Origin of the sequence: Actimicrobium antarcticum, from assembly GCF_039536745.1 — a bacterium.
GTDB classification, from domain to species: domain Bacteria; phylum Pseudomonadota; class Gammaproteobacteria; order Burkholderiales; family Burkholderiaceae_D; genus Actimicrobium; species Actimicrobium antarcticum.
Genome location: NZ_BAAAZE010000013.1, coordinates 166,093 through 192,566, shown reverse-complemented (window position 1 = coordinate 192,566; position 26,474 = coordinate 166,093). Strand labels below are relative to the sequence as shown.

The 26,474-nt window shown below is 57.3% G+C and carries 28 protein-coding genes; 3 read left to right on the top strand and 25 right to left on the bottom strand.

Annotation, left to right across the window (positions count from 1 at the left end):
- Positions 1-4 precede the first annotated feature (4 nt).
- From ABD720_RS16275 to rpsP, 15 genes are all read right to left on the bottom strand, one after another.
- Entirely contained in the window at positions 5-1,246 is a 1,242-nt protein-coding gene (locus tag ABD720_RS16275; protein WP_344764829.1) for a PilW family protein, read from the bottom strand.
- A complete protein-coding gene (pilV, locus tag ABD720_RS16270; protein WP_344764827.1) occupies positions 1,243-1,650 on the bottom strand; it encodes a type IV pilus modification protein PilV in 408 nt (135 codons plus the stop codon). The genes ABD720_RS16275 and pilV overlap by 4 nt, the downstream gene beginning before the upstream one ends.
- A gap of 2 nt (positions 1,651-1,652) precedes the next feature.
- The gene (locus tag ABD720_RS16265) at positions 1,653-2,231 is read right to left on the bottom strand and encodes a GspH/FimT family pseudopilin (protein ID WP_344764825.1); all 579 of its coding nucleotides are present in this window, start codon (positions 2,229-2,231) and stop codon (positions 1,653-1,655) included.
- Positions 2,232-2,233: 2 nt separating this feature from the next.
- Entirely contained in the window at positions 2,234-2,695 is a 462-nt protein-coding gene (locus tag ABD720_RS16260) for a type IV pilin protein (protein ID WP_344764823.1), read from the bottom strand.
- A 182-nt stretch (positions 2,696-2,877) separates the two neighbouring features.
- On the bottom strand, positions 2,878-3,585 hold the full coding sequence (locus tag ABD720_RS16255) for a histidine phosphatase family protein (RefSeq protein ID WP_344764821.1): 708 nt from the start codon (positions 3,583-3,585) through the stop codon (positions 2,878-2,880).
- Positions 3,586-3,603: 18 nt separating this feature from the next.
- Positions 3,604-5,022 (bottom strand): class II fumarate hydratase, encoded by a 1,419-nt coding sequence (fumC, locus tag ABD720_RS16250; RefSeq protein WP_344764819.1) that lies wholly within the window; start codon positions 5,020-5,022, stop codon positions 3,604-3,606.
- 101 nt (positions 5,023-5,123) lie between these two features.
- A complete protein-coding gene (locus tag ABD720_RS16245) occupies positions 5,124-5,792 on the bottom strand; it encodes a DUF599 domain-containing protein (RefSeq protein WP_344764818.1) in 669 nt (222 codons plus the stop codon).
- Between the two features lie 35 nt (positions 5,793-5,827).
- Complete coding sequence (locus ABD720_RS16240; protein WP_344764817.1) at positions 5,828-6,805, bottom strand: cation diffusion facilitator family transporter; 978 nt, start codon at positions 6,803-6,805, stop codon at positions 5,828-5,830.
- A gap of 90 nt (positions 6,806-6,895) precedes the next feature.
- Positions 6,896-7,243 (bottom strand): DUF3579 domain-containing protein, encoded by a 348-nt coding sequence (locus tag ABD720_RS16235; RefSeq protein WP_344764816.1) that lies wholly within the window; start codon positions 7,241-7,243, stop codon positions 6,896-6,898.
- Positions 7,244-7,403: 160 nt separating this feature from the next.
- Positions 7,404-8,360: a CobD/CbiB family protein gene (locus ABD720_RS16230; protein WP_344764815.1), complete on the bottom strand. Its 957-nt coding sequence runs from the start codon at positions 8,358-8,360 to the stop codon at positions 7,404-7,406.
- Between the two features lie 156 nt (positions 8,361-8,516).
- Positions 8,517-9,176 carry a CoA pyrophosphatase gene (locus ABD720_RS16225; protein ID WP_344764814.1) on the bottom strand — a complete coding sequence of 220 codons (660 nt, stop codon included), beginning with the start codon at positions 9,174-9,176 and terminating at the stop codon, positions 8,517-8,519.
- A 204-nt stretch (positions 9,177-9,380) separates the two neighbouring features.
- Positions 9,381-9,767, bottom strand: a complete 387-nt coding sequence (gene rplS / locus ABD720_RS16220; RefSeq protein ID WP_344764813.1) for a 50S ribosomal protein L19 — start codon at positions 9,765-9,767, stop codon at positions 9,381-9,383.
- 119 nt (positions 9,768-9,886) lie between these two features.
- On the bottom strand, positions 9,887-10,636 hold the full coding sequence (gene trmD / locus ABD720_RS16215; protein ID WP_344764812.1) for a tRNA (guanosine(37)-N1)-methyltransferase TrmD: 750 nt from the start codon (positions 10,634-10,636) through the stop codon (positions 9,887-9,889).
- A 35-nt stretch (positions 10,637-10,671) separates the two neighbouring features.
- On the bottom strand, positions 10,672-11,253 hold the full coding sequence (gene rimM / locus ABD720_RS16210; protein WP_344764811.1) for a ribosome maturation factor RimM: 582 nt from the start codon (positions 11,251-11,253) through the stop codon (positions 10,672-10,674).
- 24 nt (positions 11,254-11,277) lie between these two features.
- Positions 11,278-11,529, bottom strand: coding sequence for a 30S ribosomal protein S16 (gene rpsP, locus ABD720_RS16205; protein ID WP_344764975.1), 252 nt, complete (start codon positions 11,527-11,529; stop codon positions 11,278-11,280).
- A gap of 264 nt (positions 11,530-11,793) precedes the next feature.
- Between rpsP and ABD720_RS16200 the strand changes: the two genes are divergently transcribed.
- Positions 11,794-12,210, top strand: a complete 417-nt coding sequence (locus tag ABD720_RS16200; protein WP_344764810.1) for an NINE protein — start codon at positions 11,794-11,796, stop codon at positions 12,208-12,210.
- Positions 12,211-12,237: 27 nt separating this feature from the next.
- On the opposite strand, the gene ABD720_RS16195 is transcribed toward ABD720_RS16200, so the two are convergent.
- From ABD720_RS16195 to ugpQ, 7 genes are all read right to left on the bottom strand, one after another.
- Positions 12,238-14,028 (bottom strand): acyl-CoA dehydrogenase, encoded by a 1,791-nt coding sequence (locus tag ABD720_RS16195; protein WP_344764808.1) that lies wholly within the window; start codon positions 14,026-14,028, stop codon positions 12,238-12,240.
- Between the two features lie 89 nt (positions 14,029-14,117).
- A complete protein-coding gene (locus ABD720_RS16190; RefSeq protein WP_344764807.1) occupies positions 14,118-15,047 on the bottom strand; it encodes an electron transfer flavoprotein subunit alpha/FixB family protein in 930 nt (309 codons plus the stop codon).
- Between the two features lie 49 nt (positions 15,048-15,096).
- Positions 15,097-15,849, bottom strand: a complete 753-nt coding sequence (locus tag ABD720_RS16185) for an electron transfer flavoprotein subunit beta/FixA family protein (RefSeq protein WP_344764806.1) — start codon at positions 15,847-15,849, stop codon at positions 15,097-15,099.
- A 289-nt stretch (positions 15,850-16,138) separates the two neighbouring features.
- Positions 16,139-16,366: a sulfurtransferase TusA family protein gene (locus tag ABD720_RS16180; RefSeq protein ID WP_344764805.1), complete on the bottom strand. Its 228-nt coding sequence runs from the start codon at positions 16,364-16,366 to the stop codon at positions 16,139-16,141.
- Between the two features lie 273 nt (positions 16,367-16,639).
- Positions 16,640-19,249, bottom strand: coding sequence for an alanine--tRNA ligase (alaS, locus tag ABD720_RS16175; protein ID WP_344764804.1), 2,610 nt, complete (start codon positions 19,247-19,249; stop codon positions 16,640-16,642).
- Between the two features lie 168 nt (positions 19,250-19,417).
- On the bottom strand, positions 19,418-20,158 hold the full coding sequence (locus tag ABD720_RS16170; protein WP_344764802.1) for a hypothetical protein: 741 nt from the start codon (positions 20,156-20,158) through the stop codon (positions 19,418-19,420).
- The gene (gene ugpQ, locus ABD720_RS16165) at positions 20,139-20,882 is read right to left on the bottom strand and encodes a glycerophosphodiester phosphodiesterase (RefSeq protein ID WP_344764800.1); all 744 of its coding nucleotides are present in this window, start codon (positions 20,880-20,882) and stop codon (positions 20,139-20,141) included. Before ugpQ ends, ABD720_RS16170 begins: the two co-directional genes overlap by 20 nt.
- A gap of 90 nt (positions 20,883-20,972) precedes the next feature.
- On the opposite strand from ugpQ, the gene ABD720_RS16160 reads away from it, so the two are divergent.
- Positions 20,973-22,211 (top strand): CaiB/BaiF CoA transferase family protein, encoded by a 1,239-nt coding sequence (locus tag ABD720_RS16160; RefSeq protein WP_344764798.1) that lies wholly within the window; start codon positions 20,973-20,975, stop codon positions 22,209-22,211.
- A 108-nt stretch (positions 22,212-22,319) separates the two neighbouring features.
- A complete protein-coding gene (locus ABD720_RS16155) occupies positions 22,320-22,805 on the top strand; it encodes a DUF1499 domain-containing protein (RefSeq protein ID WP_344764796.1) in 486 nt (161 codons plus the stop codon).
- Positions 22,806-22,820: 15 nt separating this feature from the next.
- Here ABD720_RS16155 and ABD720_RS16150 read toward each other — a convergent pair whose 3' ends face one another.
- From ABD720_RS16150 to ABD720_RS16140, 3 genes are all read right to left on the bottom strand, one after another.
- Positions 22,821-23,588: a DUF1223 domain-containing protein gene (locus ABD720_RS16150; protein ID WP_344764794.1), complete on the bottom strand. Its 768-nt coding sequence runs from the start codon at positions 23,586-23,588 to the stop codon at positions 22,821-22,823.
- Positions 23,589-23,659: 71 nt separating this feature from the next.
- Complete coding sequence (locus ABD720_RS16145) at positions 23,660-24,718, bottom strand: carbonic anhydrase (protein ID WP_344764793.1); 1,059 nt, start codon at positions 24,716-24,718, stop codon at positions 23,660-23,662.
- A gap of 148 nt (positions 24,719-24,866) precedes the next feature.
- Complete coding sequence (locus tag ABD720_RS16140; protein WP_344764792.1) at positions 24,867-25,859, bottom strand: porin; 993 nt, start codon at positions 25,857-25,859, stop codon at positions 24,867-24,869.
- Between the last annotated feature and the right edge of the window lie 615 nt (positions 25,860-26,474).

Genomic DNA, 26,474 nt, shown 5'->3' with positions numbered 1-26,474 from the left:
ATCCTCAGTTCAGTAGCAACACGTTGCGTAGCGGGATCGTGGTCTCGATGGTGCGATACCGGAAATTTTGCTCAGCGGTGGCGAGTGTGCGGGTGTATTTCAGGGTTGCGCCCAGATCGCTGAACAGCGCCAGCGGCCCGGGTGTGACGGACGGCGTGGTCGCTTTTTCTGGCAGCTGGGTACGCAAGATCAGGCCGACCCGAATTGCCTTGATGGACCGCAAGGTACTGACCGAGGCGGTCGTACCGCTTTGCAGCGTCACCGCGTCATAACCCGCTGTCTTCGGATCAACCCAGATATCGACAGTACCGTTTCCGGTCGTATCGACGCCGTACAGCGCATGCATTTCAAAGATGCCGTCTGCCATCGCCTCGCTGGTGTTGAAGGTACCCATCTGCAACAGATCGTAGGTCATCAGATTGTTATTGTCACCGACGCCGACAATCACGAATGATGGTGGATTGCTCACCGTCCCGGAGCCAAGATTGGTCGCCATGGCGACCGTGGAATAGGCGGCAAGTGTTATGCCATTGATCGGATCGCCGGAGTAGGTACTGCCTGCCAGCGGCAAGGCGGTTGCGGTCCCGCCAGTCAGGAAGGACGAGGTAACCTGTTCGATCATGCACGGAGCAGGCCCGGTGGCGCTTGCGGTATCGGTCAGCAGCACCAGGTCATTGGCTTGAAACGAGACCGTGTTTTGCAGGTTGAGCTGCGTCAGCGCGCCGGTCGCGGTGAACAGCGTCGGCACTTCACCAAACCCGGCCGAACCCGACATGATGATGAGCGCATCCGAGCCCTTGCCACTGATATTGGGCGTTGTCGCATCCTTCACGATGATGACTGGTGCGAGGCGGTAACTTCCGCCAAGGCTGGTATTCATCGCAGTAAAAGGTGCTGCCATCGCCGCGGTGAATGGCAGGATTTGTCCTGGCGCGGTGCGCGTTGCAGTGAGCTGGCAACCGAACGTGAAATCCGCGCCTTGCGAAAATCCCGAACCCGCGCTACGCAGCAACTTGTCGAGCTGGTAGGCCGAAAAAATTCCGACCTGCGCGACGTCATTGGTCGCCGTCAGCGTGCGCTTGCGCCCCTCGCTGCTCGACAGCGTCGAAAAAATCGCCAGCGACATGACCAGCGCGATCGTGACTGCCACCATCAGTTCGATCAGCGACATGCCCTGTTGCAAAGCGCGCCCGGCCACCCTGCAACGGGGATGAGAAATGCGGGATCTCGACAGCAGACGGTTCATGGCATCAGCACCTGGGTGATGTACTGGCTGTCCGGTTCACCGGACTTGCGCGATGGCGCACGCCAGGTAATCGTGACGGTCACGATGCCGTTGGCATCGGGTGCACCAACGGTACCGCTGGCGCCGGGCAATCCGGACGCTGCCTGATTGATCACGCGCGCTTGCCAGTCCGAGACAACCGTCGACGACAGCGACAGGGTTTTCTGCGACCACATTGCGCTGACGATGTCATTGGCCAGCAAGGCGGCGCGGGATCGGTCTTCCGAATCCATCGACACTTGCACGGCCCGCGCCTGCATCCCGATCAAGCCGAGGAAACCGAACGAAAAAATCAGCATCGACACCAGTACCTCAATCAGTGTCATGCCGGCTTGCCGGCGCTTTGCGGGAAAATCCGGGTTCATGGCTAGCATCCGTCCGGTTGGGTTGCAGACAATGTGCGCGACCTGTCGCACATGCGTATTTTTCCGGCAGCGCTGACCTGCAACGCCAGCGTGCGGTCGGCGCCGGATCTGGTGACATCGAATACGACTGTCGGCGTGGGCGCCGCACAGGCAACGCCAAGTCCGGTAGCAGAATTGGTCACCACGCGTCCGACCGAATTGAAGCAGATCACGGCTGGACCGGTAATGGTGACGCCCGAGGTCTGATTTCCAAACGCCCCACCCTGCACATAAAAGGTGGCGTCGACGGCCTCGCTGGCAATGATCGGCAACATTTGTGCGTACCAGTTGGTGCCGTTGATCGCCGGTGTTGCCGACAGGGCCGGCGTCGCATTGGTCAGTACAAACGCGGTCTGACGGCTGCGACGAATCGCCTCGCCCTGCGCCAGGCGCAATCCGTTTTGCAGCCCCTCCGTCACCGACCGCACCTTGGCATTGCCGATCATGGTGCTGAACGATGGAACAGACAGGGCCGCCAGGATCGCGATGACAGCGATCGTGACGAGCAACTCGACCAGCGTAAAGCCGCGATCGGGACGCATGATTAGCACGTCGATCCATTTTTCATGATCCAGCACTGACTGGTCGCGCCGCCCCATGCGGTGCTGACGGTGGACGTGTGCAGATCGGTCTGGTTGATGGTGTAGACAAAGCCGGTGGTTGTTCCGCCGTTACCGGTGGCCGTCGCGGTATATCCGACGGCCGGGGCAGCCGAAAGGCTGCAGGTCATGGCGAAAAATTTGACCACAGGCTGGGTCGCCAGGCACGGCGAAACGATGGCCGCAGACACACTGGCATAAGTGCGGTTGTCCTGGTAGTACTGCTCCATCGCCAGGCGCGTGACCGTCAGACTATTGGTCGGGTCCACCAGCCTGCCACGCAAGACATAGTCGGTATAGCTCGGATAGGCAATCGCCGACAAGATGCCGACGATGGCGACGGCGATCATCAATTCGATCAGCGAAAATCCGGTTGTTTGTCGTGGCGAAAATGGGGTATTGATCATGGTGGCGCTCCGTGTATGGGCTAAGTATAAGCGAGTTTCTTTTGAGAAATCTGCTCGTGACCTGACCGTCGGGCGTGGGGATTTCGCCGCTCGTCAGGTTGATCGGGGCGCGTTGCGGACATGGCGCTGGCAAGCGTAGTAACTCGGGGTGATGCCGTCAGAACGCAGCCGGCATCGTCCGGTTATCGGTAAGTCACCAACCCGGGAATGCCGCCAGATTCAAGATGGGAATAATTGTTCAGGTAGCTCAGGCTGACCCGTCCGCCACTGTAGAGCAGTTTGGTCACACCGACATTGGCCAGGGTCCAGTTCAATGCGAAGACCTTGGGGTCCGGCAAATCCAGCACATGCTGGCAGAGGGTCGCAATGGTGCCACCCGACGTGAAAATGATGACTGTCTGCGCCGTTCCCGGTGCCATCAGCACACGCTGCAAGGCGGCCACGCAGCGCGACTGGAATGCCGGCCAGCTTTCGGTGTAGTCGGCGTCATGTTCGCCACCCATCCAGCGCGCGGTCGCCGCTTCAAACAGCGACTGGAAAGCCTGTCGCGGGTACTCGCTGCCACGCAGAAAATCGGCCAGCACCGCATGATCGGCAAACTCGGGTCGATACCGGGCAAAAATCTCGGCGTGGTCGTATTCGGCAAAACCGGCATCGGTTTCCCAATCGCCTTCCTTGCGCAAATTACGCGGTAGCGCACCCAGGCAAGCCACCGCCGTTTGCCGGTGCCGGTTCATGCCGCCGGTCAATACCCGGCTGAAGCCCTGTCGCCGTTCGGCATACCATTCTCCCAGCAGGCGCGCCTGCTGCACGCCCAGCTCGGATAACAGGTCGTAATTGGCAGCGCCAAAAGAGGCTTGCCCGTGCCTTACCAGATAGATTTGTCCCATGATCCTGAATTTTTCCTTTTATGCATCCGGCGCTGTCATCTGTTGCGGCTGGACCCAACGTACGAAATCGTCGGCACTCACGAAACCCAGCGCCAGTGCCGCCTCTTTCAGGCTGCTGCCGTCGTGATGGGCGCGTTTGGCAATTTGTGCGGCGCGATCATAGCCTATGTGCGGAGTCAGAGCGGTTACCAGCATCAGCGAGCGCGCCAGCAAGTCGTCGATGCGATCACGGTTCGGCATAATACCCTGCGCGCAATGGCGTTCGAAACTTGCCATGCCGTCGGCCAGCAAACGCACGCTTTGCAGGAAGCCGTGGGCGATCAGCGGCTTGAAGACATTCAGTTCGAAATTGCCGGACGCACCGCCCATCGTGATGGCGACATCGTTGCCGAAGACCTGGCAGCACAACATCGTCAGTGCTTCACATTGGGTCGGATTGACCTTGCCCGGCATGATCGAGCTGCCGGGTTCATTTTCCGGAATGCTGAGTTCACCCAGGCCGGAGCGCGGCCCGGACGCCAGCCAACGCACATCGTTGGCGATTTTCATCAACGCTGTCGCCAGTGTTTTCAGCGCACCGTGCGCGGCAACCAGTGGCTCGTGACCTGCCAGCGCGGCGAATTTATTATCCGCGCTGGTGAACGGCAAGTCGCATTCATGCGCCAGCACCGCAGCCACCCTGCCGCCAAATTCTGCATGGGTATTGAGTCCGGTACCGACCGCGGTGCCGCCGACGGCCAGCGCCTGCAGGCCAGGTAGCGTCGCGACGATGATCGTTTCGACAAATGCAAGTTGCGCCACGTAACCTGAAAATTCCTGTCCCAGCGTGAGTGGCGTGGCATCCTGCAAATGGGTCCGGCCAATCTTGACGATCTGCGCGAAGTCAGCCGACTTCTGCTGCAACGTCGTGCGTAACGCGCGCAGCGCCGGCAGTAATTTTTGTGTGATGCCGAGACTGGCAGCGACATGCATCGCGGTCGGAAAGATATCGTTCGATGACTGCCCGAGATTGACGTCATCGTTCGGATGCAGCAAGCGCCCGGCTCCGCGCGGACCACCCAGGATCTCGGAGGCGCGGTTTGCCAGCACTTCGTTCATGTTCATGTTGGTCTGCGTACCGGAACCGGTTTGCCACACCGCCAGCGGAAACTCCTGCGCATGCTGTCCGGCGATGATTTCATTAGCTGCACGAACGATCGCATCTGCCTTGGGCACCGGCAATTTACCGAGGTCGCGATTGACGATTGCACAGGCGCGTTTGACCGCTGCCAGCGCCACGATCAGCTCGCGCGGCATCAATTCGGCAGATATCTGAAAGAAGGCGAGTGAGCGCTGTGTCTGCGCACCCCACAGATGGGCGGCAGGGACAGCGATCGGACCGAAACTGTCGGTTTCGATGCGGGTAGGGGTCTGGACAGGGATCAAGGCAGAGGTCAACGCGGTACTCCCGGATAATCGGAAACGCTCATTCTGCGCCAAACAGGAAAGCGTATCGGCAGCATGCGCACAAGACGCACTGTGCATCGACAAACATCCGCTTAAATTTCAACGCTATTGCGATCAATCAAATACAGCACCCCCACCAGCAGCGCGGTGGCCCCAACGAAAAATACCGCACCGAATAGCCAGAACGCCAGCGGCACCGCACCGAACAGGGCACGCATGCCGATACTGTAAAACCAGCCAGCACGATTGAGTCGACGTGCAACGCTGGTCGGCGACAAGGTGCCTGTGGCCACCTCGATCGGCAAATTCACCATGAACATCACGTGATTCAGCAGCCGGATCGTCGTGGCAAACGCAAAAAAGGCGACGATCAACGTGCCCAGCAAGCTCACCACCTTGATGGTCCACCATGCCGGTGCTGCCGCGCTGCCAATATCGACTGCGTTGACTGCGTGCCACGCGTGTCCGAGATTGTCTGCCTGTCCTGACAAGGTCAATGTGCCAAGGATCAACAGCGCTGCCGACGAGCCTTTGAACGTCGCAGCCATGGCCAGGTTGCGCAGCGTCTGCACTGCAAGCAAATCCTTGCCCGGAGTCGACATGACGTGGTCGATCCACTGGGCGCGCGCGGTCTGGTTGACGCGGTGAATGCTGGTTTCGGGCGTACGCCGGGTTCGCCAGAACAGGTAGGCGTAATACCCCATCAACAAGGACACGCTGGCAATCAGTGCCAGCACATCAGGGTTGGTGAACAGTGTCATGGCAAGCTCCTGTGGTCATCACGCAGCGCGCCGGCTCACTTGAGCATGCATCCCTGCCCGGTGGCGATTTGCTGGACCTGAATCGTGGTGTGTCCGATCCCGTAGCGCTCGGTAAGTTGTTCGGCGATATCTGCCAAAAATGGGTCGCCGGGATGACCGCCCTGCATCACCAGATGGGCGGTCAGCGCCGCTTCGGTGGTACTCATGCCCCAGATATGCAGATCCTGCACTGCAGACACGCCCGGCAATGCCAGCAAAAATCCCTCGACCGTCGGCAGGTCAATGCTGGCCGGCACCGCACTCAGCGCCAGGCGGATGGCGTCGCGCAACAAACTCCAGGTACTCAGCAGGATCACCGCCACGATCACCAGACTGAGCAGCGCATCAATCCAGAACCAGCCGGTGCCCAGCATCACGAACGCGCCGATCACCACCGCCAGCGAGACTGCGGCATCGCCCGCCATATGCAGAAATGCACCACGAATATTCAGGTCATCCTTGCTGCCCTTGACGAACAGCCATGCTGACAATCCGTTGATCGCAATGCCGATCGCTGCCACCACAATGACCGTCATGCTGTTGACCTGTGCCGGCTGCGAAAATCGCTGGATGGCTTCCCATGCAATGCCACCGCAGGCAATCATCAGCAACAATGCGTTGGCCAGCGCAGCCAGAATCGAACTGCTGCGCAAGCCGTAGGTATAACGTCCGCTGGGCTGCCTGCGCGCCAGCACGGCCGCACCCCAGGCCAGCAGCAAGCCCAGAACGTCCGACAGGTTGTGCCCGGCGTCGGCAAGCAGCGCCGTGGAATGGGCGATGAATCCGTACGTGAATTCAACAGCAACGAACACCACGTTGAGTGCAATGGCGATCGCGAATGCGGCGTTGTGATCCGCGGGTAATGCATGGTGATGGTGGCCATGACCGTGGTCGTGGTCGTGGTCATGGCCATGGCCGTGGCCGGAATGGGCGGCGCCGCTATGTGAATGCTGTGCGTGCTCGGGTGAACTCACTGAAACTACTCCTTGTTGCGATCATGCGGGGATGATGTGAATCATGCGGCGAGGCCGGAATGATACGGCAAGCAACAAGACGCAGTCAGTTCATTTCTCTGGCGCGTTGCCGGGTTCCGGCAGCAAACAGGCGTCGACGACTTGCAGGTCATTGTCGCGCGCAAAGTCCATCACGAAGTGGTAGGCCAATGGCTCGATCTGACGCAAGGATTCATCCACCACGACGGACTTGACACCGTTGAGGACAATCGGCCGGACATACGGGGAATACTTGAGATGGGCATTGCGGCCACCGCTGCCCTCGGGGCGAAAACAGGACATTGCACCACACAGGCGTTCAGTCCAGTCGCTGGGCCGGAATTGCCGCCCCGCGCTGGTCAATCCCAGAATGAAGAATTCTCGGGCCATTGCTGGTTTGTTTTGAGTTGGGTCGGCCATGGATCTTGCTGATCTCGATAACGAATGTGGCGGATTAGCGCGGAGCTCGGCGGCCCCTCACAGTCATGCAAATTATATCTTATAGAAGAGTTCAACTGAAACCGCATCCCGCATTGCGCAAACATCATGGCGGCCACCTGCAGGCCGCCTGGTCCTCCGATCAGCTCAGCCAGACTGCCATCGAGAGCAACAACAGCAACAACATCCACAACAACAAGGCGCGCCATACCAGTCCAACGGTACTTTGCAGCGCGCGTGCGGTCGGTTCTTCTCCGGGTGAGACGTCGGACTCCAGCGGTGCCGAGTCGAGACTCGACGGATCGGTCGGCATCACATTGGCGGCACCCTGTAGCGGCGTGCCAAGCCGGATTCCCAGCGCCCCGCTGCCTGCCGCGAGAATGATGCCGACAGCCTCATCCTGCCAGCGGCTGGCAAAATTGCGCCAGGCGTAAATCGCATCTTCGAAATTGCCCACGATGGCGAAGGCAATCGCGGTCAGGCGTGCCGGAATCCAGTCGATCCAGTAGAACGCGCGCGCGGCAAACACGCCGAAGGCCTCATTTTTCATGTGGTCGGGCTCATTCCAGGCCCGCGCCAGATATTCGGATACGCGATACATCACTGCGCAAGCAGGACCGACCGGCATCAGGAACCAGAAGAAGACGCCAAAGACATTGCGATGTGTCGTGACCAGCGCCTTCTCGACTGCAATGCGGGCGATCTCGGCGGTGTCCATCGCGGCGGTGTCCTGCCGGGTCCATTCGGCCAGCAGAACGCGGGCCGTTGCTTCATCACCGCTGTTGAGAGCCGCCTGGATCGACGAATAATAATGACTGTAATGGCGAAACCCCAGCGTCAGATAGACAATCAGGATATTCCAGGCCAGCGCGGCCAGAGGGCTGATGCGGTATGCCAGCCAGTAAATGAGTGCCGTAGGCAGCATCAATCCGCCCATCACCAGAAACCAGCCGAGCCGGCCTTGTTGCGCATGCCCGGCATTGAACCAGCGCTCCATGCGCGTGGCCAACAGTTTGATGCTGGCGTAAATCGGATTATCGGCGCGCAACGGCTTGAGCTGTTCGATCAGCAGTGCGCACAGAATGGAAAGAAAAGTCATCAGAACGCCTTATAAAACTTCGTACTCGTACGATAGCGCAGCACAGTACCAGAAGCAAACCGCTGCAACACCACTTGAATGGCGCGACCCGCAGTCGGAATCCGGTTAAGCATCAGCACTGACAATGTTCTTGCCCGTAGTGTCAAACCCACGAACTCATGCTCGCAAAAAGTGGAACAGATTGCGCAGTATGCCCGCGGTGGCACCCCATATAAAAAAACGCTCATACGGCATCGCATAAAACAGTCGCCTTCCAGAACCGTCCGGCAGCATCACCGCGCGTCGTTCGTGATGCATGCCATTCATCAGGAATGACAGGGGCACTTCGAAAATTTCATCCACTTCGCCGGGCTCGGCACGCAAGTCGAAGGGTGGCTCGACCAGAGCGACGACAGGTGTGATCTGGTAGCCAGTCATGGTGATGTAGTCTGGCAAGGTACCAATGACTTCGATGTGGCGGCGGGCCAATCCAATTTCCTCTTCGGCTTCACGCAGCGCAGTATCGATCGCCGACAGGTCGCCAGCGTCGGCACGGCCGCCCGGAAAACTGATCTGGCCGGGATGGTCCGTCAGGTTGGCGCTACGCTGGGTCAGCAGCATGGTCAGACCCTGGCTGCGCGCAACGATAGGCAGCAGGACGGACGCCGGTCGTGGCACCCGGGCCGGCGCAGTGAACAGGTTTTCGTCGAGCAGCTCATGCGACCAGTCTTCCGGTACAGCGAAGCGTTGTCGCAACCAGAAGCTGGTCAGGTTTTCCGCGTTCACCGAGCGCTCACCAGCGATCGATTCAACGGGAATACGTTCAGGATCGAACATCATTTTTGGCACAGCACCTTCTTGAATGGTTATCGGGCAACTGTATCGCAATTCCGGCCCCGACCGGTGCGACCGCTTTGGTCTATCCGATTGGCTACGCCGTTGCGCTAGTCGACAGTGTAGCGACGCTGCTCCCAACAGCCGTTCAATACAAAAAGGGGCACCATGAGGCGCCCCTTGAAATACCTTACCGCAGCTCGGTGATTAAGCCGCTGCTTTTTTCGCAGCAACGCGACGGTTAGGCAGTTTTTCTTTGATACGCGCCGATTTACCCGAACGCTCACGCAGATAGTACAGCTTGGCGCGACGGACATCACCGCGACGCTTGACTTCGATCGAAGCGATCAATGGCGAGTACAACTGGAATGTACGCTCGACGCCTTCACCCGACGAGATCTTGCGAACGATGAAGTTCGAGTTCAGGCCACGGTTACGACGGGAGATCACAACGCCTTCATACGCCTGGGCGCGCTTGCGGGTGCCCTCGACGACGTTGACGCTGACAATCACGGTATCGCCTGGTGCGAAGTCAGGGATATTCTTGCCCAAACGGGCAATTTCTTCTTGCTCAAGTTGCTGGATCAGATCCATTTGAAACTCCTTATGCCATCTTGCTGACGCCGGGCGCTTGCACGCCGTCATGCCCAGTAGAGGATGGGATTAAACATGCGGGGGAACATGACTGTTTCTCCCGCTCGGTACTGCTTTTTTTACTGCAGACTACTCAAAAACTGTTCATCACTGCGGCTCAGCGCCCCGCTACTACGGGCGGCTTCAAGCAGGTCCGGCCGTTTCCGGAAGGTTGCCGCAAGCGCTTGCTCACGACGCCACTTCAGGATCACCGCATGGTTCCCGCCCATCAGGATCGCAGGCACCGGCAATCCATCGAACAGTTCCGGACGCGTGTAGTGCGGCGTATCCAGCAAGCCATTGACAAAGCTGTCCTCGACTGCCGATGCGTCATCATGCAACGCTCCCGGCAACTGCCGTATCACCGCATCCATCAGTGCCATCGCCGGGAGTTCCCCGCCTGACAGCACGAAGTCACCGAGACTGATCTCTTCGTCGACGTAACGATCGATCAAGCGCTGGTCCACTGCCTCGTAACGGCCACACAGCAGCACCAAACCGGGTTCTGCTGCGATCGCCATCACACGCTGGTGGGTTAGCGGTTTGCCTTGCGGAGACATATAGACCACCCGTGGCGCAGACAATCCCAGCTCAACCTGACGCGCCTTGGATGCAGCAATTGCCGCCTCCAAAGGTTTTGCCAGCATCACCATGCCGGGACCACCGCCGTAAGGCCGGTCGTCCACGGTCCGGTGGTTGTCGCTGGTGAAATCACGTGGATTCCATAGCGACAGCCCCCACTTTTTCTGATCAAAAGCCCGACGCGTAATGCCTGACTGAGTCAGCGCGGTGAACATTTCAGGAAAAAGTGTGATGACGTCAAATTGCATTGGTGGCTCCAGCCGTCAAGCCGCTAACTGGCACGCTAATAATCAAGGCCCCAGTCAACAGTGATCTTGCCGGACTTCCGATCAACTGTTTTCACGAACTGCTCGACAAACGGGATCAGGATTTCCGGCTGCTTGTCGTCTTCTGCGGCGCTTGTGTCACTGGTGTCACTGGCCACTGCTGTTGAGGCAGTGATGCGCAAGATCGGATGAGCTCCGTTATCCATCATGTCATGGACAATACCGATACTCTCGCCTTGCAGGTTATCAACCGCCAGACCGATCAGATCGACCCAGTAGAATTCACCGTCCGGCAGTATCGGGAAGTGGCTACGCGGAATTTGAACTGAAGTGCCTTTCAGCGCCTCTGCCGCATCCCGCCCTGACACACCCATCAACTGCGCAACCACGTCGCCGCTGTGCATTTTTGCCTGCATCATGCCGACATCGTGCAAAGCCGGCTTGTCCAGCCACCAGACGCGCGCATTGAGCAGTGCGTCACCGGTCGATGAAAATGGCTTGATGCGAACCCAGCCATTCAATCCGTAGGCACCAGACACATACCCTACCTGCACCAGGTCATCAGGAATCGAGACCCCCGAATCGCTTTTGTTTGGCAAATTAGCTGACAAACCTGAGACTGCTTAAGCTGCTTTTTTGCCGACCTGGGCGACCAGGCGAGCGACTGTCGGGGACAGTTGGGCGCCGACGCCTTCCCAGTATGTCAGGCGATCCTGCGCAATACGGACTGACTCTTCGGCACCGGACGCAACCGGATTGTAGAAACCAATACGCTCGATGAACCGACCGTCGCGGCGATTGCGCGAATCAGTAGCAACGATGTTAAAGAAAGGACGCTTCTTGGCGCCTCCACGAGCTAAACGAATAACGACCATAATATTTCCAATAAGTGTTTCGAACACGGAAAAAGCCGCGAATTATAGCCTGAACCAGACGCTGGTCGCAATACAAAATCCCACCTGCCGGTGATTACATGGTGATCACCGGCATTGCAAGCGCGCCAACGCTGGTGCACACTGCGCCTCGCCCGACTCGCAGGGCGTTGTTTTTGACTTGCGAGATGACGGACAGCATTACGCGGCCGACTTGAATCAACTTCAAACCATCAGCTTCTTTTCAATCAGGACGACCCTATTTCAATGGCCATCAGACACAAAAACAAAACCTTCGCCACCCTGTTAGCCACCGTTACCGGTGGCATCGGCCTGCACCGCTTTTATCTGCGTGGCGCCAGCGACAAATGGGGCTGGCTGCATCTTGCCAGCGTACCGCTGACGCTGCTGGTTGTCGCGCTAGGGATAGGCGAGCACGGGTTGTTCCAGGCAGGAGCTCTGGTGTTGTCCGTGCTCTGCGGCTTCCTGGAGGCACTGGTTCTCGGGCTTACACCCGATGAAAAGTGGGACCAGGAATTCAATCCAGGCTCCGGCAAGCACACCGCATCACGCTGGTGGCTCGCACTCCTGCTGGCGGTGACACTGGGCGTGGGCACGACTGCGCTGATTGCGACCCTGGCCCGCAGCTTCGACCTGCTCTTTACCGGCGGAGCATTCGGCTAACGAATGAACGCAGCCACCGGCCGACGATCAGAATTGGTCTTCGGTCAGCGCCATTACACCGGCGCTGCCCTCGACGATGGCAGCACGATAACCACTGGCCTGCGCCAGAAAGTGATCCGCAAAGAAGCGGGCCGTGCCGATTTTGGCGCGGTAGAAGCTGGCATCACCATCGCCTGCCTTCAGCTTTTTGTCGGCGACCAACGCCGCCCGGCCCATTTGCCAGCCACCGAATACGATCCCGGCCAGCTTCAGGTATAAGACACTGCCGGCAAACACGCCCTTGATGTCCGACTTCGCATTCGCAACGATGAAGTTGACGACATCTTCCAGCGCTTGTGCTGCTTCGCCCAGGCGCGCTCCGATGGCAGCCAGGTCAGCTGAATCCACTGCAGCCAACTCAGCTTCGGTCTGGCGCACTTGCGCGATGATGCCCTTGGCATTTGCGCCGCCATCACGCACGGTCTTGCGACCAATCATGTCATTGGCCTGAATCGCTGTGGTGCCTTCGTAAATCGTCAGGATGCGCGCGTCGCGGTAATACTGCGCTGCGCCGGTCTCTTCGATGAAACCCATGCCGCCGTGAATCTGCACGCCGGTCGATGCGACATCGATCGACAACTCGGTGGACCAGCCTTTGACGACCGGCACCATGAATTCATAAAACAGATTATTGGCTTTGCGAGTGACTTCATCGGGATGGTGATGCGATGCATCGTGCGCCGCAGCCGTGACGTAGGCAAGCGCCCGCGCCGCCTCGACCTGTGCGCGCATCGACATCAGCATGCGCCGTACATCGGGCTGGTGAATGATGGCTACAGGACCAGGGGAACCCGTCAGGTCACGCGACTGGACCCGATCCTTGGCATAACGTACTGCCTTCTGGTAGGCCCGGTCAGCGATGCCGATACCTTGCATGCCAACGGCAAAACGCGCCGCATTCATCATGATGAACATGTATTCCAGACCGCGATTTTCTTCACCGATCAGCGTGCCAATGGCGCCGCCGTGGTCGCCAAACTGCAGCACCGCAGTCGGGCTGGCCTTGATACCGAGTTTATGCTCGATCGATACGCACTGGACGTCGTTGCGCTCACCGGGTGAGCCATCGGCATTGACCAGCACCTTCGGCACCAGAAACAGCGAAATCCCCTTGATGCCTTCCGGCGCGGAAGGCGTGCGCGCCAGCACCAGGTGGATGATGTTGTCGGCCATGTCATGCTCGCCGTAGGTGATGTAGATCTTGGTGCCGAACACCTTGAACGTGCCATCCTCCTGCGGTACGGCGCGCGAACGCACCATCGCCAGATCCGAACCGGCTTGCGGCTCGGTCAGGTTCATCGTGCCTGTCCATTTTCCTGATATCAGGTTGGTCAGATAGGTCGCTTTTTGTTCTTCCGAACCGGCTGTCATCAATGCTTCGATCGCACCGTCGGTCAACATCGGACAGAGCGCAAAGGACAGGTTGGCCGCATTCAGCATTTCGAGACAGGGTGTCGCCACCAGCTTCGGCAACCCCTGACCACCAAACTCGACCGGATGCTGCACGCCTTGCCAGCCAGCCTCGCCGAATGCCTTGAAGGCTTCTTTGAAACCCTTGGTCGTCGTGACGTGGCCATCGTGCCAATGACTTGGCGACTTGTCGCCTTCCCAGTTCATCGGTGCAACCACTTCGCTACAGAACTTGGCGTTCTCTTCGAGAACCGCTTCCACGGTGTCCGGAGTAGCATCCTCACAACCCGGCAACGCATTGACATCGGCCAGTCCGGCGAGCTCGTTCAATACGAACTGCATGTCCTTGAGCGGGGCAACATAACTCATTTGTGACTCCAGAAAAAGTCAGGGCGGGATCCGTGCCACCGCAATGCGATACACGCTCCCGCCCTCGTTTGCATACGAAAAAAAGCGGGTTAGCCGAGCTCGGTCACAAGTTGTGGCACGACGTCGAACAGATCACCAACCAGGCCATAGTCAGCCACCGAAAAGATCGGCGCTTCCGGGTCCTTATTGATGGCAACAATGGTTTTTGAATCTTTCATGCCGGCCAGATGCTGGATGGCACCGGAGATACCGACCGCAATATAGAGCTGCGGCGCGACGATCTTCCCGGTCTGTCCGACTTGCCAGTCGTTTGGCACATAGCCGGCATCGACTGCCGCACGGGAAGCGCCCATCGCAGCGCCAAGACGATCTGCCAGTGGTTCAAGGATTTTGAAATTTTCACCCGAACCCATGCCACGCCCACCCGAAACGATGACCTTCGCAGCTGTCAGCTCCGGACGGTCCGACTTGGCCAGCTCACGCGAGACAAAGACCGACTTGCCGGAATCAGCAACCGCAGTCAGGTTCTCGACCGTCGCCGAGCCGCCTGCAGGTGCTGCGTCGAAACCGGTGGTGCGTACCGTGATGACCTTGATCGCATCCAGAGACTGCACGGTAGAAATCGCATTACCGGCATAGATCGGGCGCTCGAACGTATCTGGCGAATCAACCTTGATGATTTCGGAAATTTGTCCCACATCCAGACGGGCTGCCACACGCGGGGCGATGTTTTTACCGTAGGCGGTCGCTGGCGCAAGGATATGTGAGTAAGCCGATGCCATTGCCAGCACTTGCTCGGCAATGTTTTCGGCCAGTCCGTCGCCGAACTGCGCGCCGTCAGCGACCAGTACTTTTGCCACGCCGGCGATTTGTGCGGCAGCCTGAGCGGCGGCACCACAATTGTGTCCGGCGATCAGGACGTGGACCTCACCGCCGCACTCAATAGCGGCGGCGATGGTGTTAAGGGTGCTTGCTTTGAGCGAAGCATTGTCGTGCTCAGCAATGACGAGTGCGGCCATGATGGATTCCCGATTGAACGGCAGCCGCGCGATGCGCAGCAGCCGTGATTTATTGGATAACTTTCGCTTCGTTCTTCAGCTTGGAGACCAGCGTCGCAACGTCAGGCACCTTGATACCGGCCGAACGCTTCGGTGGCTCTGCCACTTTCAGGGTTTTCAGTCGGGGAGTGACATCGACACCAAGATCGGCAGGCTTGACGACTTCCAGCACTTTCTTCTTCGCCTTCATGATGTTTGGCAACGTGACATAACGCGGCTCGTTCAGGCGCAGGTCGGTCGTGATGATTGCCGGCAAGGTCAGCGAGAGTGTCTCAAGTCCACCATCCACTTCACGGGTGACATTCACCTTGTCGCCATCGACCACGACTTTCGAGGCAAACGTTGCCTGGGGCCAGCCCAGCAGCGCAGCCAGCATCTGGCCGGTCTGGTTACAGTCATCATCGATCGCTTGCTTGCCAAGGATGATCAACTGCGGCTGCTCTTTATCCGCCAATGCCTTGAGCAACTTGGCCACCGCCAATGGCTGCAACTCGACATCGGTTTCCACCAGCACGCCACGGTCGGCGCCGATGGCCATTGCAGTGCGTAACGTTTCCTGGCATTGAGTGACACCACATGAAACAACGATCACTTCGGTCGCCTTGCCGGCTTCCTTGAGCCGCATGGCTTCTTCAACGGCGATTTCATCGAATGGATTCATCGACATTTTGACGTTGGCGATATCGACACCGGTGCCGTCGGACTTGACCCGGACCTTGACGTTGTAATCCACCACACGCTTGACTGGAACCAGAACTTTCATAGGTCTGCCTTTAGAGAAAATCGAATTGACGTTAACGTAAACTGAGCAAGATTATAAGCGGAAAATCATCTTGACGGATAAATAAAGCACGACCGTACTATTGTGAGATCGAGTTTGAAAAATGAATTTATTCCACATCTTATCGGAAATGGTAACTGGGCTCACGGGCGCTTCCGGCTGTTATCAAATGCCGGGCCCATGACGTGCGAATGGCTTGGATTGGCGCTTGCTGCTGCTTGTTGCTGCTTGCTGCTCTTGCTTTCCTTTAATACAGATCGTCGCTACGATCCTACTTGCGCTTCATGAAAAAAACGAACTCCTTGTTTTCATCTGTCAGCGCCAGCAGTTCATTGCCGGTCTGTTTGGCGAAGGCCTGAAAGTCGCGCACTGCGCCGGGGTCGGTCGCGATCACTCTTAGCACCTGGCCAGTGACCATGTCGGCAAGCGCTTTTTTGGTTTTCAGGATCGGCAGCGGACAATTCAGGCCGCGTGCATCAAGCTCTTTATGGAAATCCATCGCCGTGTTCTCGAGTAAAGTTATTTTGTATCAACAAATTCTACCGGAAAAATGCACTACATTGACGCAGCGCAGCAGGTTGATGCGGGAGTGGCCTAAAAAAAACAAAATTCACACATCCGGACGCAATAACGATGTCATTTGCCAGCGGGTCCGAATCAACTCAACAAATCAGGAAGTGCGGCATACAGGGCGGCCAGCGCCACGCCTTTGATACCACCCCTCCGATACGATGCGATGCGAGCTCAAATTCCGGGCTACACGGAATCTGCGTCAGGCTTTGGCATCAACCCATCCGGCAACCGCTTGCAATGCGGCCGCCAGACCTGATGGATCGGTGCCGCCGGCTTGGGCCATATCCGGCCTTCCACCACCTTTGCCGCCCACTTGCAATGCCACGAAATTCACCAGCTCGCCGGCCTTGATGCGGCCGGTCGTGTCCGCTGTGACGCCCGCAATCAAGCTCACCTTGCCGTCGTTGACCGCAGCCAGCACGATGGCAGCGGTTTTCAGCTTGTCCTTCAGTTTATCCATGGTTGCGCGCAATGCCGCGACGTCGGCGCCTTCCATGCGTGCCGCGAGCACCTTGATGCCGTTGACATCCACTGCCTGGTCAAGCAGATCGTCACCCTGACTGGCAGCCAGTTTTGATTTCAGGACAGACAATTCCTTTTCCAGCGATCGGACCTGCTCCTGAACTTGCACGATGCGCGGGGTCAACTCTTCCGACGGCGCTTTCAGCAGCGCTGCAGCCTCGCTGACACGCTGGCTTAGTGCCTGCACCAATGCCAATGCACCTTCGCCAGTGACGGCTTCGACCCGGCGGATACCAGCGGCCACGCCACTTTCGGCAGTCATCTTGAACAAGCCGATGTCCCCGGTACGAGTCACGTGTACACCGCCGCACAATTCTTTTGACGACCCGATGCCCAGAACACGGACTTCATCGCCGTACTTTTCGCCGAACAGCGCCATGGCGCCGTATTTGACGGCATCATCGTAAGCCATCACCTTCGCTTCGGTAGCGATGTTGGCGAGGATCTCGCGATTGACGATGACTTCGACCTGGCGAATTTCATCCGCGCTCAGCGGACCGTTGTGGCTGAAATCAAAGCGGGTCTTGTCGGCATCGACCAGCGAGCCTTTTTGCGATACATGCGCGCCCAGCACCTCACGCAACGCCTTGTGCATCAGATGCGTGGCGGAGTGATTGCGGATCGTGCGGCCGCGGGCCATCGCGTCCACGCTGGCGGTTAATGTGTCACCGACTGCGAGTACACCACTGACCAGCGTGCCGTGATGACCAAACACCTCGGACTGGATTTTCAGCGTGTCGACCACGTTGAATTCCATACCACCGGCACGCAGTACGCCATTGTCCCCGACCTGCCCGCCCGACTCCGCATAAAACGGCGTCACGTCAAGCACGACAATGGCATCCTGCCCTGCGCCCACGCGCTGTACCGCAACACCATCCACATACAAGGCGATGACGCGCGCGGCTTGATCCAGCAAGTCATAGCCAACGAAGCGGGTCTTGTCGCCGCTGTACTCGACGGCCGCAGCCATCTTGAACTTTCCGGCCGCCCGTGCGGTAGTACGCTGGCGTTCCATCGCCGTATTGAAGCCGGCTTCATCAAGGTCGACCTTGCGCTCGCGACAGATGTCGGCAGTCAGGTCGAGCGGAAAGCCATACGTGTCGTACAACGTGAATGCGGTCTGACCATCGAGTTGATGCGGACTCGACGCCAGCGCCACTTCAAGGATTTTCATGCCGTGTTCGAGCGTTTCACCAAAGCGCTCTTCTTCCTGCTTCAACACCTGTTCGACACGCGCCGCTGCATCGGTCAGTTCGGGATAGGCGGCACCCATCTCGATCACCAGATCCTGTACCAGCTTGTAAAAGAACGGCTGGGTCTGTCCCAGTTTGTGGCCGTGCCGCAGAGCACGGCGGATGATCCGGCGTAATACGTAGCCATGACCTTCGCTACCGGGAATGATGCCGTCGACGATCAGGAACGAGCAGGCACGAATATGGTCTGCAATCACTTTCAGTGAATTGTCGTTCAGGTCGGTGGTGCGGGTTTCACGCGCTGCGGCCTTGATCAGATTCTGGAACAGGTCGATCTCGTAGTTGCTGTGGACATGCTGCAAGATCGCAGCCAGCCGCTCCAGCCCCATGCCGGTATCGACGCACGGCTTTGGCAACAGCGGCATGTTGCCCTGCTCGTCGCGATTGAACTGCATGAACACCAGGTTCCAGATTTCAATGTAGCGGTCACCGTCCTGCTCGGCACTACCCGGTGGCCCGCCCCAGACATCGGGACCATGGTCATAAAAAATTTCGCTGCAGGGACCGCATGGACCGGTATCGGCCATTTGCCAGAAATTGTCCGATGCGTAACGCGCGCCTTTGTTGTCACCGATGCGAATGATGCGTTCGAGCGGAACGCCGATTTCATTGGCCCAGATGTCGTGTGCCTCGTTGTCTTCATGATAGACAGTGACCCACAACTTCTCTGGTGGTAGCAGATAGACCTTGGTCAGCAGTTCCCAGGCGTACTGGATCGCATCCCGCTTGAAGTAGTCGCCGAAACTGAAGTTGCCCAGCATCTCGAAAAATGTGTGGTGCCGCGCTGTGTAGCCTACATTTTCAAGGTCGTTGTGCTTGCCGCCGGCACGCACACAGCGCTGCACCGACGTCGCGCGGGAATAGGCGCGCTGGTCGGTACCCAGGAACACATCCTTGAACTGGACCATGCCGCTATTGGTCAGCAACATCGTGGGATCGTTACCCGGAATCAGCGGACTGGAACGCACGAGCGTGTGTCCCTTGGACTCGAAGAATTTCAGGAACTTGGCGCGGATTTCAGTAGATTTCATGGTGTCGTCGTATGGAAGAATGCGATTCAGCGAGCGCCCGATTATACGTGATCCGCCGACCGGGAATTTCGGCACGTGACAATGATGCCCATAAAAAAGCCCACCTGAAACAAGCGGGCAGATTGTTTGCATCATCACCGTGCTGTCCTGCCAACGGCCGGCTCCAAATCAGCTTTTGACCTGCTCACCATGACGCTGATGATGAATCTTTTGCGATTGGCGATTTTCAGAGCGCTGAATCCGCGCATGTTCGGTGGCGCTGACATGACCGTCGGACCCGGCCCGCGCTTGCTTGCGCGCGTCTGCTGCCTGCCCGCGCTCAAGGTGGGCCGCCTCGCGATTGGTCAATGACCCATCCTTGAGGCCGTTCAGGACACGCTGTTCCTGATTGATGTTGCGCTGCACATCCTGCTGCATGCGTTGACTGGATGCCGAAGCGGAGTTGCCGATTTGTGCGTCGTGCTTTTCTGCGCGGATGTCACGACTGACGTTGTTCTGCATGCGTTGGATGCGTGCCTTTTCTTGCGTTGTGATCGTACCGTCTTTCAGGACATTGGCCTGAGCACGGTCGATACGTGATTCTTTTCGCTCCAGTACAGCGGCTTCTCTGGTGGTGAGCTGTCCGCTCTTCAAACCGTTTTCGATGCGGGTCTGCTGATTAATGTCACGCTGCACACTGGTGGCGGGGGTTGCTTCAGGTGTGACATTTTGAGCATAAGCGCTGACTGACAGAATACTCATCAACAACGTCGGAATCACGTACAGGGTTTTCATGATCAATCCTTTGAGGTTATGGGAATAAAGTATTTTTCCCTGACTGATTAAACAGGATGTCCACTCTGAACTGGCCCAACTGAAGGTAACCAGCGTTACGGATTGTAAGAAACTTTCAGTTAAAAAGTACGCCAATCATATCAATACGATCGGTGCAAAATCCGTCAACTCCCCAGCGAAAGAGGTCATGTGCTCGCACGGCGTCATTGACTGTGAAACAAAACAGCCCATAACCTGCCGACTTGATCGCCTGCGCTTGTTTGACAGTCAGCGTTTTATGGTCGGTATGCAGCGCCACTGCAGTCAGTGCCTGCAGGCGCGCCTCCCAGTCCGGCGGAATTTTGTTGACCAGCAACCCGCGTGGAATAGCTGGCGCGACGTCTTTTGCCGCCATTAATGCATCGAACGAAAATGACGAAAACAGCGGCGGTCTCTGGTCACGCCCGAGCCACTCCTGTGTCAGTGCCGCAACAACGCTTCCGGTAATCTGCTCGAAGCCAGCGGCTGGCTTGATTTCGACATTCATCCAGATGTCATGCTGACGGCAAAACTCGAATGCCTGCCGGTAAGTAGGCACTGGCTCCCCAACAAATGCGGGACCGAACCAGCTGCCGGCATCCATCACCATCAACTCTGCCGAAGTCAATGTCGGGACCGCAGCGGATCCGGCGACCGTACGGCCGAGCTGTTCGTCATGCATCAGGACTGGCACCCCGTCATGCGCTAACATCACGTCAAACTCGACCGCATGAAAACCGTGCGCCAGTCCGCAGCGCAGAGCAGCCAGCGTGTTTTCGGGCGCCAGCAGGCCGCCACCGCGATGGGCGACGATGCGCGGGAAGGGCCAGTTTAATGCCATGCATTGCCTCCTGAGTGGTCTACTTTCCGAATGCCCTGCAGTGTAAAACGTCCGATCAACCAACAACCATTTTTTGAGGCGTCGCTTTCCATGCCATCCAGCCCGACCAAGTCTGCACTCGGACATCTGCGCATCCTGGACCTGACACGCGTACTGGCAGGTCCATGGTGTGCGCAGAATTTTGCCGATCTGGGCGCAGATGTGATCAAGATCGAACGCCCCGGCACAGGCGACGACACCCGCGCCTGGGGGCCGCCCTACTTGCGTGACACCGACGGTAACGATACGTCCGAGGCGGCCTATTATCTGGCCGCCAATCGCGGCAAGCGGTCTGTTACCGTTGACATCGCCACCAGCGAGGGACAGGCAATTATCCGTGAATTGGTCGCCCACTCCGACGTCGTACTGGAAAACTACAAGGTTGGCCAGCTACAGAAATACGGCCTTGATTACGCGGCCTTGAAATTGATCAAGCCAGACCTGGTCTATTGCTCGATCACTGGCTTCGGTCAGACCGGTCCGTATGCGCAACGTGCTGGTTATGACTTCATCGTGCAGGGCATGGGCGGCTTCATGTCGATCACCGGTGAGCGCGATGCCTTGCCAGGGGGCGGTCCGCAAAAGGCAGGCATTGCCATCACCGACCTGATGACCGGCATGTACGCCACCGTCGCGGTACTGGCGGCATTGAGTCATCGTGATCGTACCGGCGAGGGTCAGCACATCGACATGGCATTGCTCGATGTGCAGGTGGCGATGATGGCCAACATGGGCACCAACTACCTTGCCAGCGACAAGGCACCCGAGCGCTGGGGTAATGCGCATCCGAACATCGTGCCCTACCAGACCTTCGCCACCGCCGATGGGCACATCATCATTGCGGTCGGCAATGACCGCCAGTTCCGCAACTTTGTCGTTGCCGGTGGCTGTGCAGAACTGGCTGACGATGCGCGCTTTGCCACCAATCCGATGCGGGTGCAGCATCGGGATGTACTGATTCCGCTGCTCGCAGTCATGGTCTCCGGAAAATCGAAACAGGCATGGATAGATCGACTGGAACAGGCCGGTGTGCCGTGCGGTCCGATCAATAACCTGCAGGAAGTATTCGAGAATCCGCAGGTGATCGCACGCGGCCTGCGGGTTGACCTGCCGCATCCCAGCGGGGCGACCACGAAACTGATCGGCAGCCCGATGCGAATGTCGGAGACGCCACCCGACTATGCAACTGCGCCGCCGCTGCTGGGGCAGCACACTGACACCGTACTCAAGTCGCTGCTGGGGTATTCGGAGTCACAGATCGCGGCACTACGTGGCAGAGATATTCTGTAAGTCGATCCCAACAACGTTGCGTCGATCGTTCTTTGGACGCACACACCGAACCCGATGTCGGTGTCATGGTAATGTCCACAGTCCTCACATTTCAACGATGCTCAGACCATGGCAAAAATATTGGGAATTCTCGCACTTGTGTTATTTCTGGCGATACCGGCCGGACTGCTGCTCGCAGGGCAGGCCGGTCTGCTGAAGGGCCACAGACCGACCGATCTGGGATTGCATGATGGCTTGCTGAAGCCTCCAGTCCAAGAGTCATGGAATGTGGTCTCCAGCCATGCCAGACTGCAACCGCACACCGACTATCACGTCATCGCGCCGATCAGCTACAACGGCGATGGCAAAGCGGCGCTAGTCAAACTGACCGGCATCGTCCGCAACATGGATGGCGTCACCGTCGTCACCTCGGAACCGACGTATTTGTATGCCGAATTCCAGACACGCCTGCTGAAGTTTGTCGACGATGTCGAGTTCGTGTTGGACGAGCCCGCGGGTGTGATCCAGATGCGCTCCGCGTCGCGCCTGGGACGCAAGGATTTCGACGCCAACCGGAACCGGCTCGAAGCGATCCGGGCCCGTTTCAACGGATAACGCAATCGCGAATGCTCACGAGCATGCCGGCAATGCCAACGCCTGCAACACCTCGCCCTGATCCGACTGAACAAACGCAGCCACGCCCATCTGGTCAGGCCGACTGGACAAGGGCAAGTCAAGCACCTTTGTTACAGCGGCTGAGCCGCGCGTGAGCGCAACCGGTCCGATCCATTCGCGCACGACGCGATCATGGTGCAAGCGAACGCCGCTGTTTTCGCCACGGCTGACATCGCTCGATAACTTGTTTTCGTACAGCGCAACGTACAGACTCAAGTTTGCCGGAAGAGGCGAATTCGCCTTGACCGCAACCGGCACGTGGTGCCCGGCAACGCTACCCAGAGTGATCTCGATGGAAGCACGCGCGGGTTGTGCATTGATCCGCCGCAGCATCGCGGCCGTCTCGCCGCGCCAGTTACGAAGCTCGCGTCCCCCGACGAATACTTCGGGCGTGTACACCGTCCGCGATGCTGCAAGATCTGACAACCAGCGTTGACGCTGCGTGAAGAGCGGCCTCGAAAACGGGTCCTCCCAGCCGATGTGATTCCAGTAATCGACATGCAATGACAACGGCACGACGACATCATCGATCGCCCCGGCCGCAAGAGAACTCAGGTAACGATCCGCCGGAGGACAACTGCTGCAGCCTTCCGATGTGTAGAGTTCAAGCAGTGCAACAGTGTGAGCAGGACTTTTTCTGCTGCACACCTGTGCGAAGGCCGATGAAAATGTCCCGAGCAGAACAAGGACAAGGAATATCTCGCGAAAAACAGGAAGGTTCATGCCGGTCCCCTGTGCAGCGCCGGAATAGCGCTGCACTTGGTCTGCCTGCCTTATCAGAACTTACAGAAAAATCAGTTCGACTCCTTGATCAACCGTCCCCCACCAATCTGGATCGGACGCGCATTCATCGGATACAAGCGGGCGAAAATCGCGATCTGTTGAGACGACATCTGAATCGGCTCTTTCATGACCAGCCACAGGACACCTTCGTTGCAGGGTGGTGTACTCAACGACCCCATGTAGGTGTAGTACTCCCGGCGTACCGGCAGCAGCTGGTTCATGTCGATGAGTGCGATGGGTGACGTCGCCTCATTTTTTTCAAGCGGCAAATTATTCCAGACCATTTGCACCAGGTCGCTGGCAGCACCGTCGTTGATCATGACTGCGACGATCGCCAGTTTGCCATCGACATCCTTGTGCACGAGATGCACCACCATCGGAAAGCCCTTGCCATTGATGCGCTCTTCCGATGGCCGGTGAAAATGAAATTCCACCAGTTCATACATGCGACCCGAGACGGTCATGGTGTTTCCCGCACCGAGGTTGACTTGCACGGTGTGACCGGTATCTAGCACGCTGAAGCGTGCCGGTTTGTAGTCGATGCCAATCGGCTCCAGATCGACGCGGATACCGTCCCGAATATCGATCGGTGACTGGCGATTGCCGCTTTCACATTTGGCCCACGCGGGATTGATCCTGCCCCAGCGCAGCGGACCGCCCTCGCCTTCGTAATCCCAATTTTTAGTAGCGATGTCTTTAGCCGCTACGGATGGCTCCACAACTGTCTTTTGTACGCGCGCCTGCACCGGCCGTTTAGGCTGGGCCTGGCGCGCTGCGTTATTGGCTCTTTCCAGCCGGGCCAGGCTGGCTTTCAGACGCACACCCAACTCCTCCTCACGCTGGGCGGCCTCTCGCGCACGAGCTGCCTCGGCACCCGCCAAGACGGGCTCTCTGAGCAACGACGGCGTGGATTTGACCGGCTGACCGGCCTCCTTGATTGCTGCAGCGACACTACCGGCTTTGGCGGTCGGCTCGGTCGTAACCGGTTTGGCTGCCGGTTGCGCAGCTTCCGACGCAAAGACATGGCAACTCCACACCAGGCAACTCAGCAAGACCAAAATATTACGCATGAAAGACCTGTGAAAAAAATAGGGAGATGTGTCGATAACGGTTAAAGAGGCAGTTACTTTAGAGAAATTTAATCCATAAAAAAAGCACCCGAAGGTGCTTTTTTCATTGCTAAAGTCATGATCGACGCAGGCCGCAGCCCGCAGTCAATTAAAACTTGTGGCGGATACCGACGTTCAGAGCTTTGTCGCCTGAACCAGCCGATGTTGCATCGCCGACGGTGTAAAACGCGCCGTTTTCATTGTTGATGCGTGCATACGACGAGTACAGGTTGGTACGCTTCGACAACGCGTAGGTGTAACCGACAGCATATTGCTTGGCATCCTGGTTCAACGACGACTTGTCATTGCGACGGATGTACGAAGCCATCACAGCGCTGGCGCCGAATGGAACCGTCACACCAACCAGCATGCTATCAGCGTTGACAGTTGCGTCGTCTTTGGTTTTACCGTAGCCCAGGGCCAGCGTAGCAACATTAAAGTTGTACGAGAAGGTACCTTGTGTGAGCTTGGTGGTGTTGGTGTCTGTTGCGTTAGTAACGCGCTCATAAACCAGCTTGCCAATGATCGGGCCGTTGGAGTAACCGACCGAACCACCCATGGTACGGCTTGCTGCTGTGTTGCCAGCGACTTCGCCGAAACCGTAGATGGCTTCAGCAGTGATGCCGCCCATTTCTGGAGCAACGTACTTGAGCGAATTGTTGACGCGGGTTGCGCCAGTGATGAACAGGTTGGTTGACGAACCAGCCAAGCCTGTACCGAATGGATCAACTTCGTCCAGAGCGGAAAACAGTGGGTTGTATTGACGACCCAACGACACTGTACCGAAACCACCGTTCAGACCGACCCAGCTCTGACGACCGAATGCCAGACCACCTTGGCTGAAGCCGCCGGTATCAGCAGCGATACCTGTTTCCAGTTGGAACATAGCTTTCAAACCGCCGCCCAAATCTTCCGTACCCTTGAAACCCAAACGGCTGCCTGATTGAACGCCGTTGGCAAGTTTGGTAACACCACCACCAACGCCGCCCAGTTCGCGGGTGATACCCATGTCAACGATACCGTAGGCGGTAACTGACGATTGAGCTGAAGCAACACCAGCAAATGCACCGAAGACGGCTAAGGCAAGAAGCGATTTTTTCATGAAATATTCCTAGAGGTTATTAAGATTTTTACTTTGCAGTTACTGGGGATCAACTTGGGAATTACCAATATCCGCGAGATCTACAGCTAAATTTTTACTGCCTGAAAACGTTCGGCCCCTTTTTCACACTACACAGCATCATTAATGTTGTTTTAGAGTGAGACCATTTGACTTTGAACTACACGCGTTGGGAGCGATTCTGCAATGTTTCCAGTTTGACCTGAAACCTTGATCTTGTTTTTTACTATGCCGGCCTTCTATCTCTCCGGTCATTCCCGTCACCAGCCAAATCACAAACCGAATTCTACATATTTACTTACCAAATGGATGTATCGGATTGAGGGGACGTCGTTTGAAACCAACCACCACAACGCGATTTCCTGAACATGACTACGCCATCCAGCTGTTAATTCAAGAGCAATCTGGCCGCGAAAAATAACCAAAAATAGCAGTCACGAATGAAAATATCGAGATCACTCCACACCAAATGAATTGATAAATAACAATTTTTCAATTCATTTTAAGAGAAGATAAAGGAATTTATGGATATTTTTTGATTTTCAATGAAAATTTTTTGGACGAACAAATTCGTCAACAATCCGTCTCATATTGCAG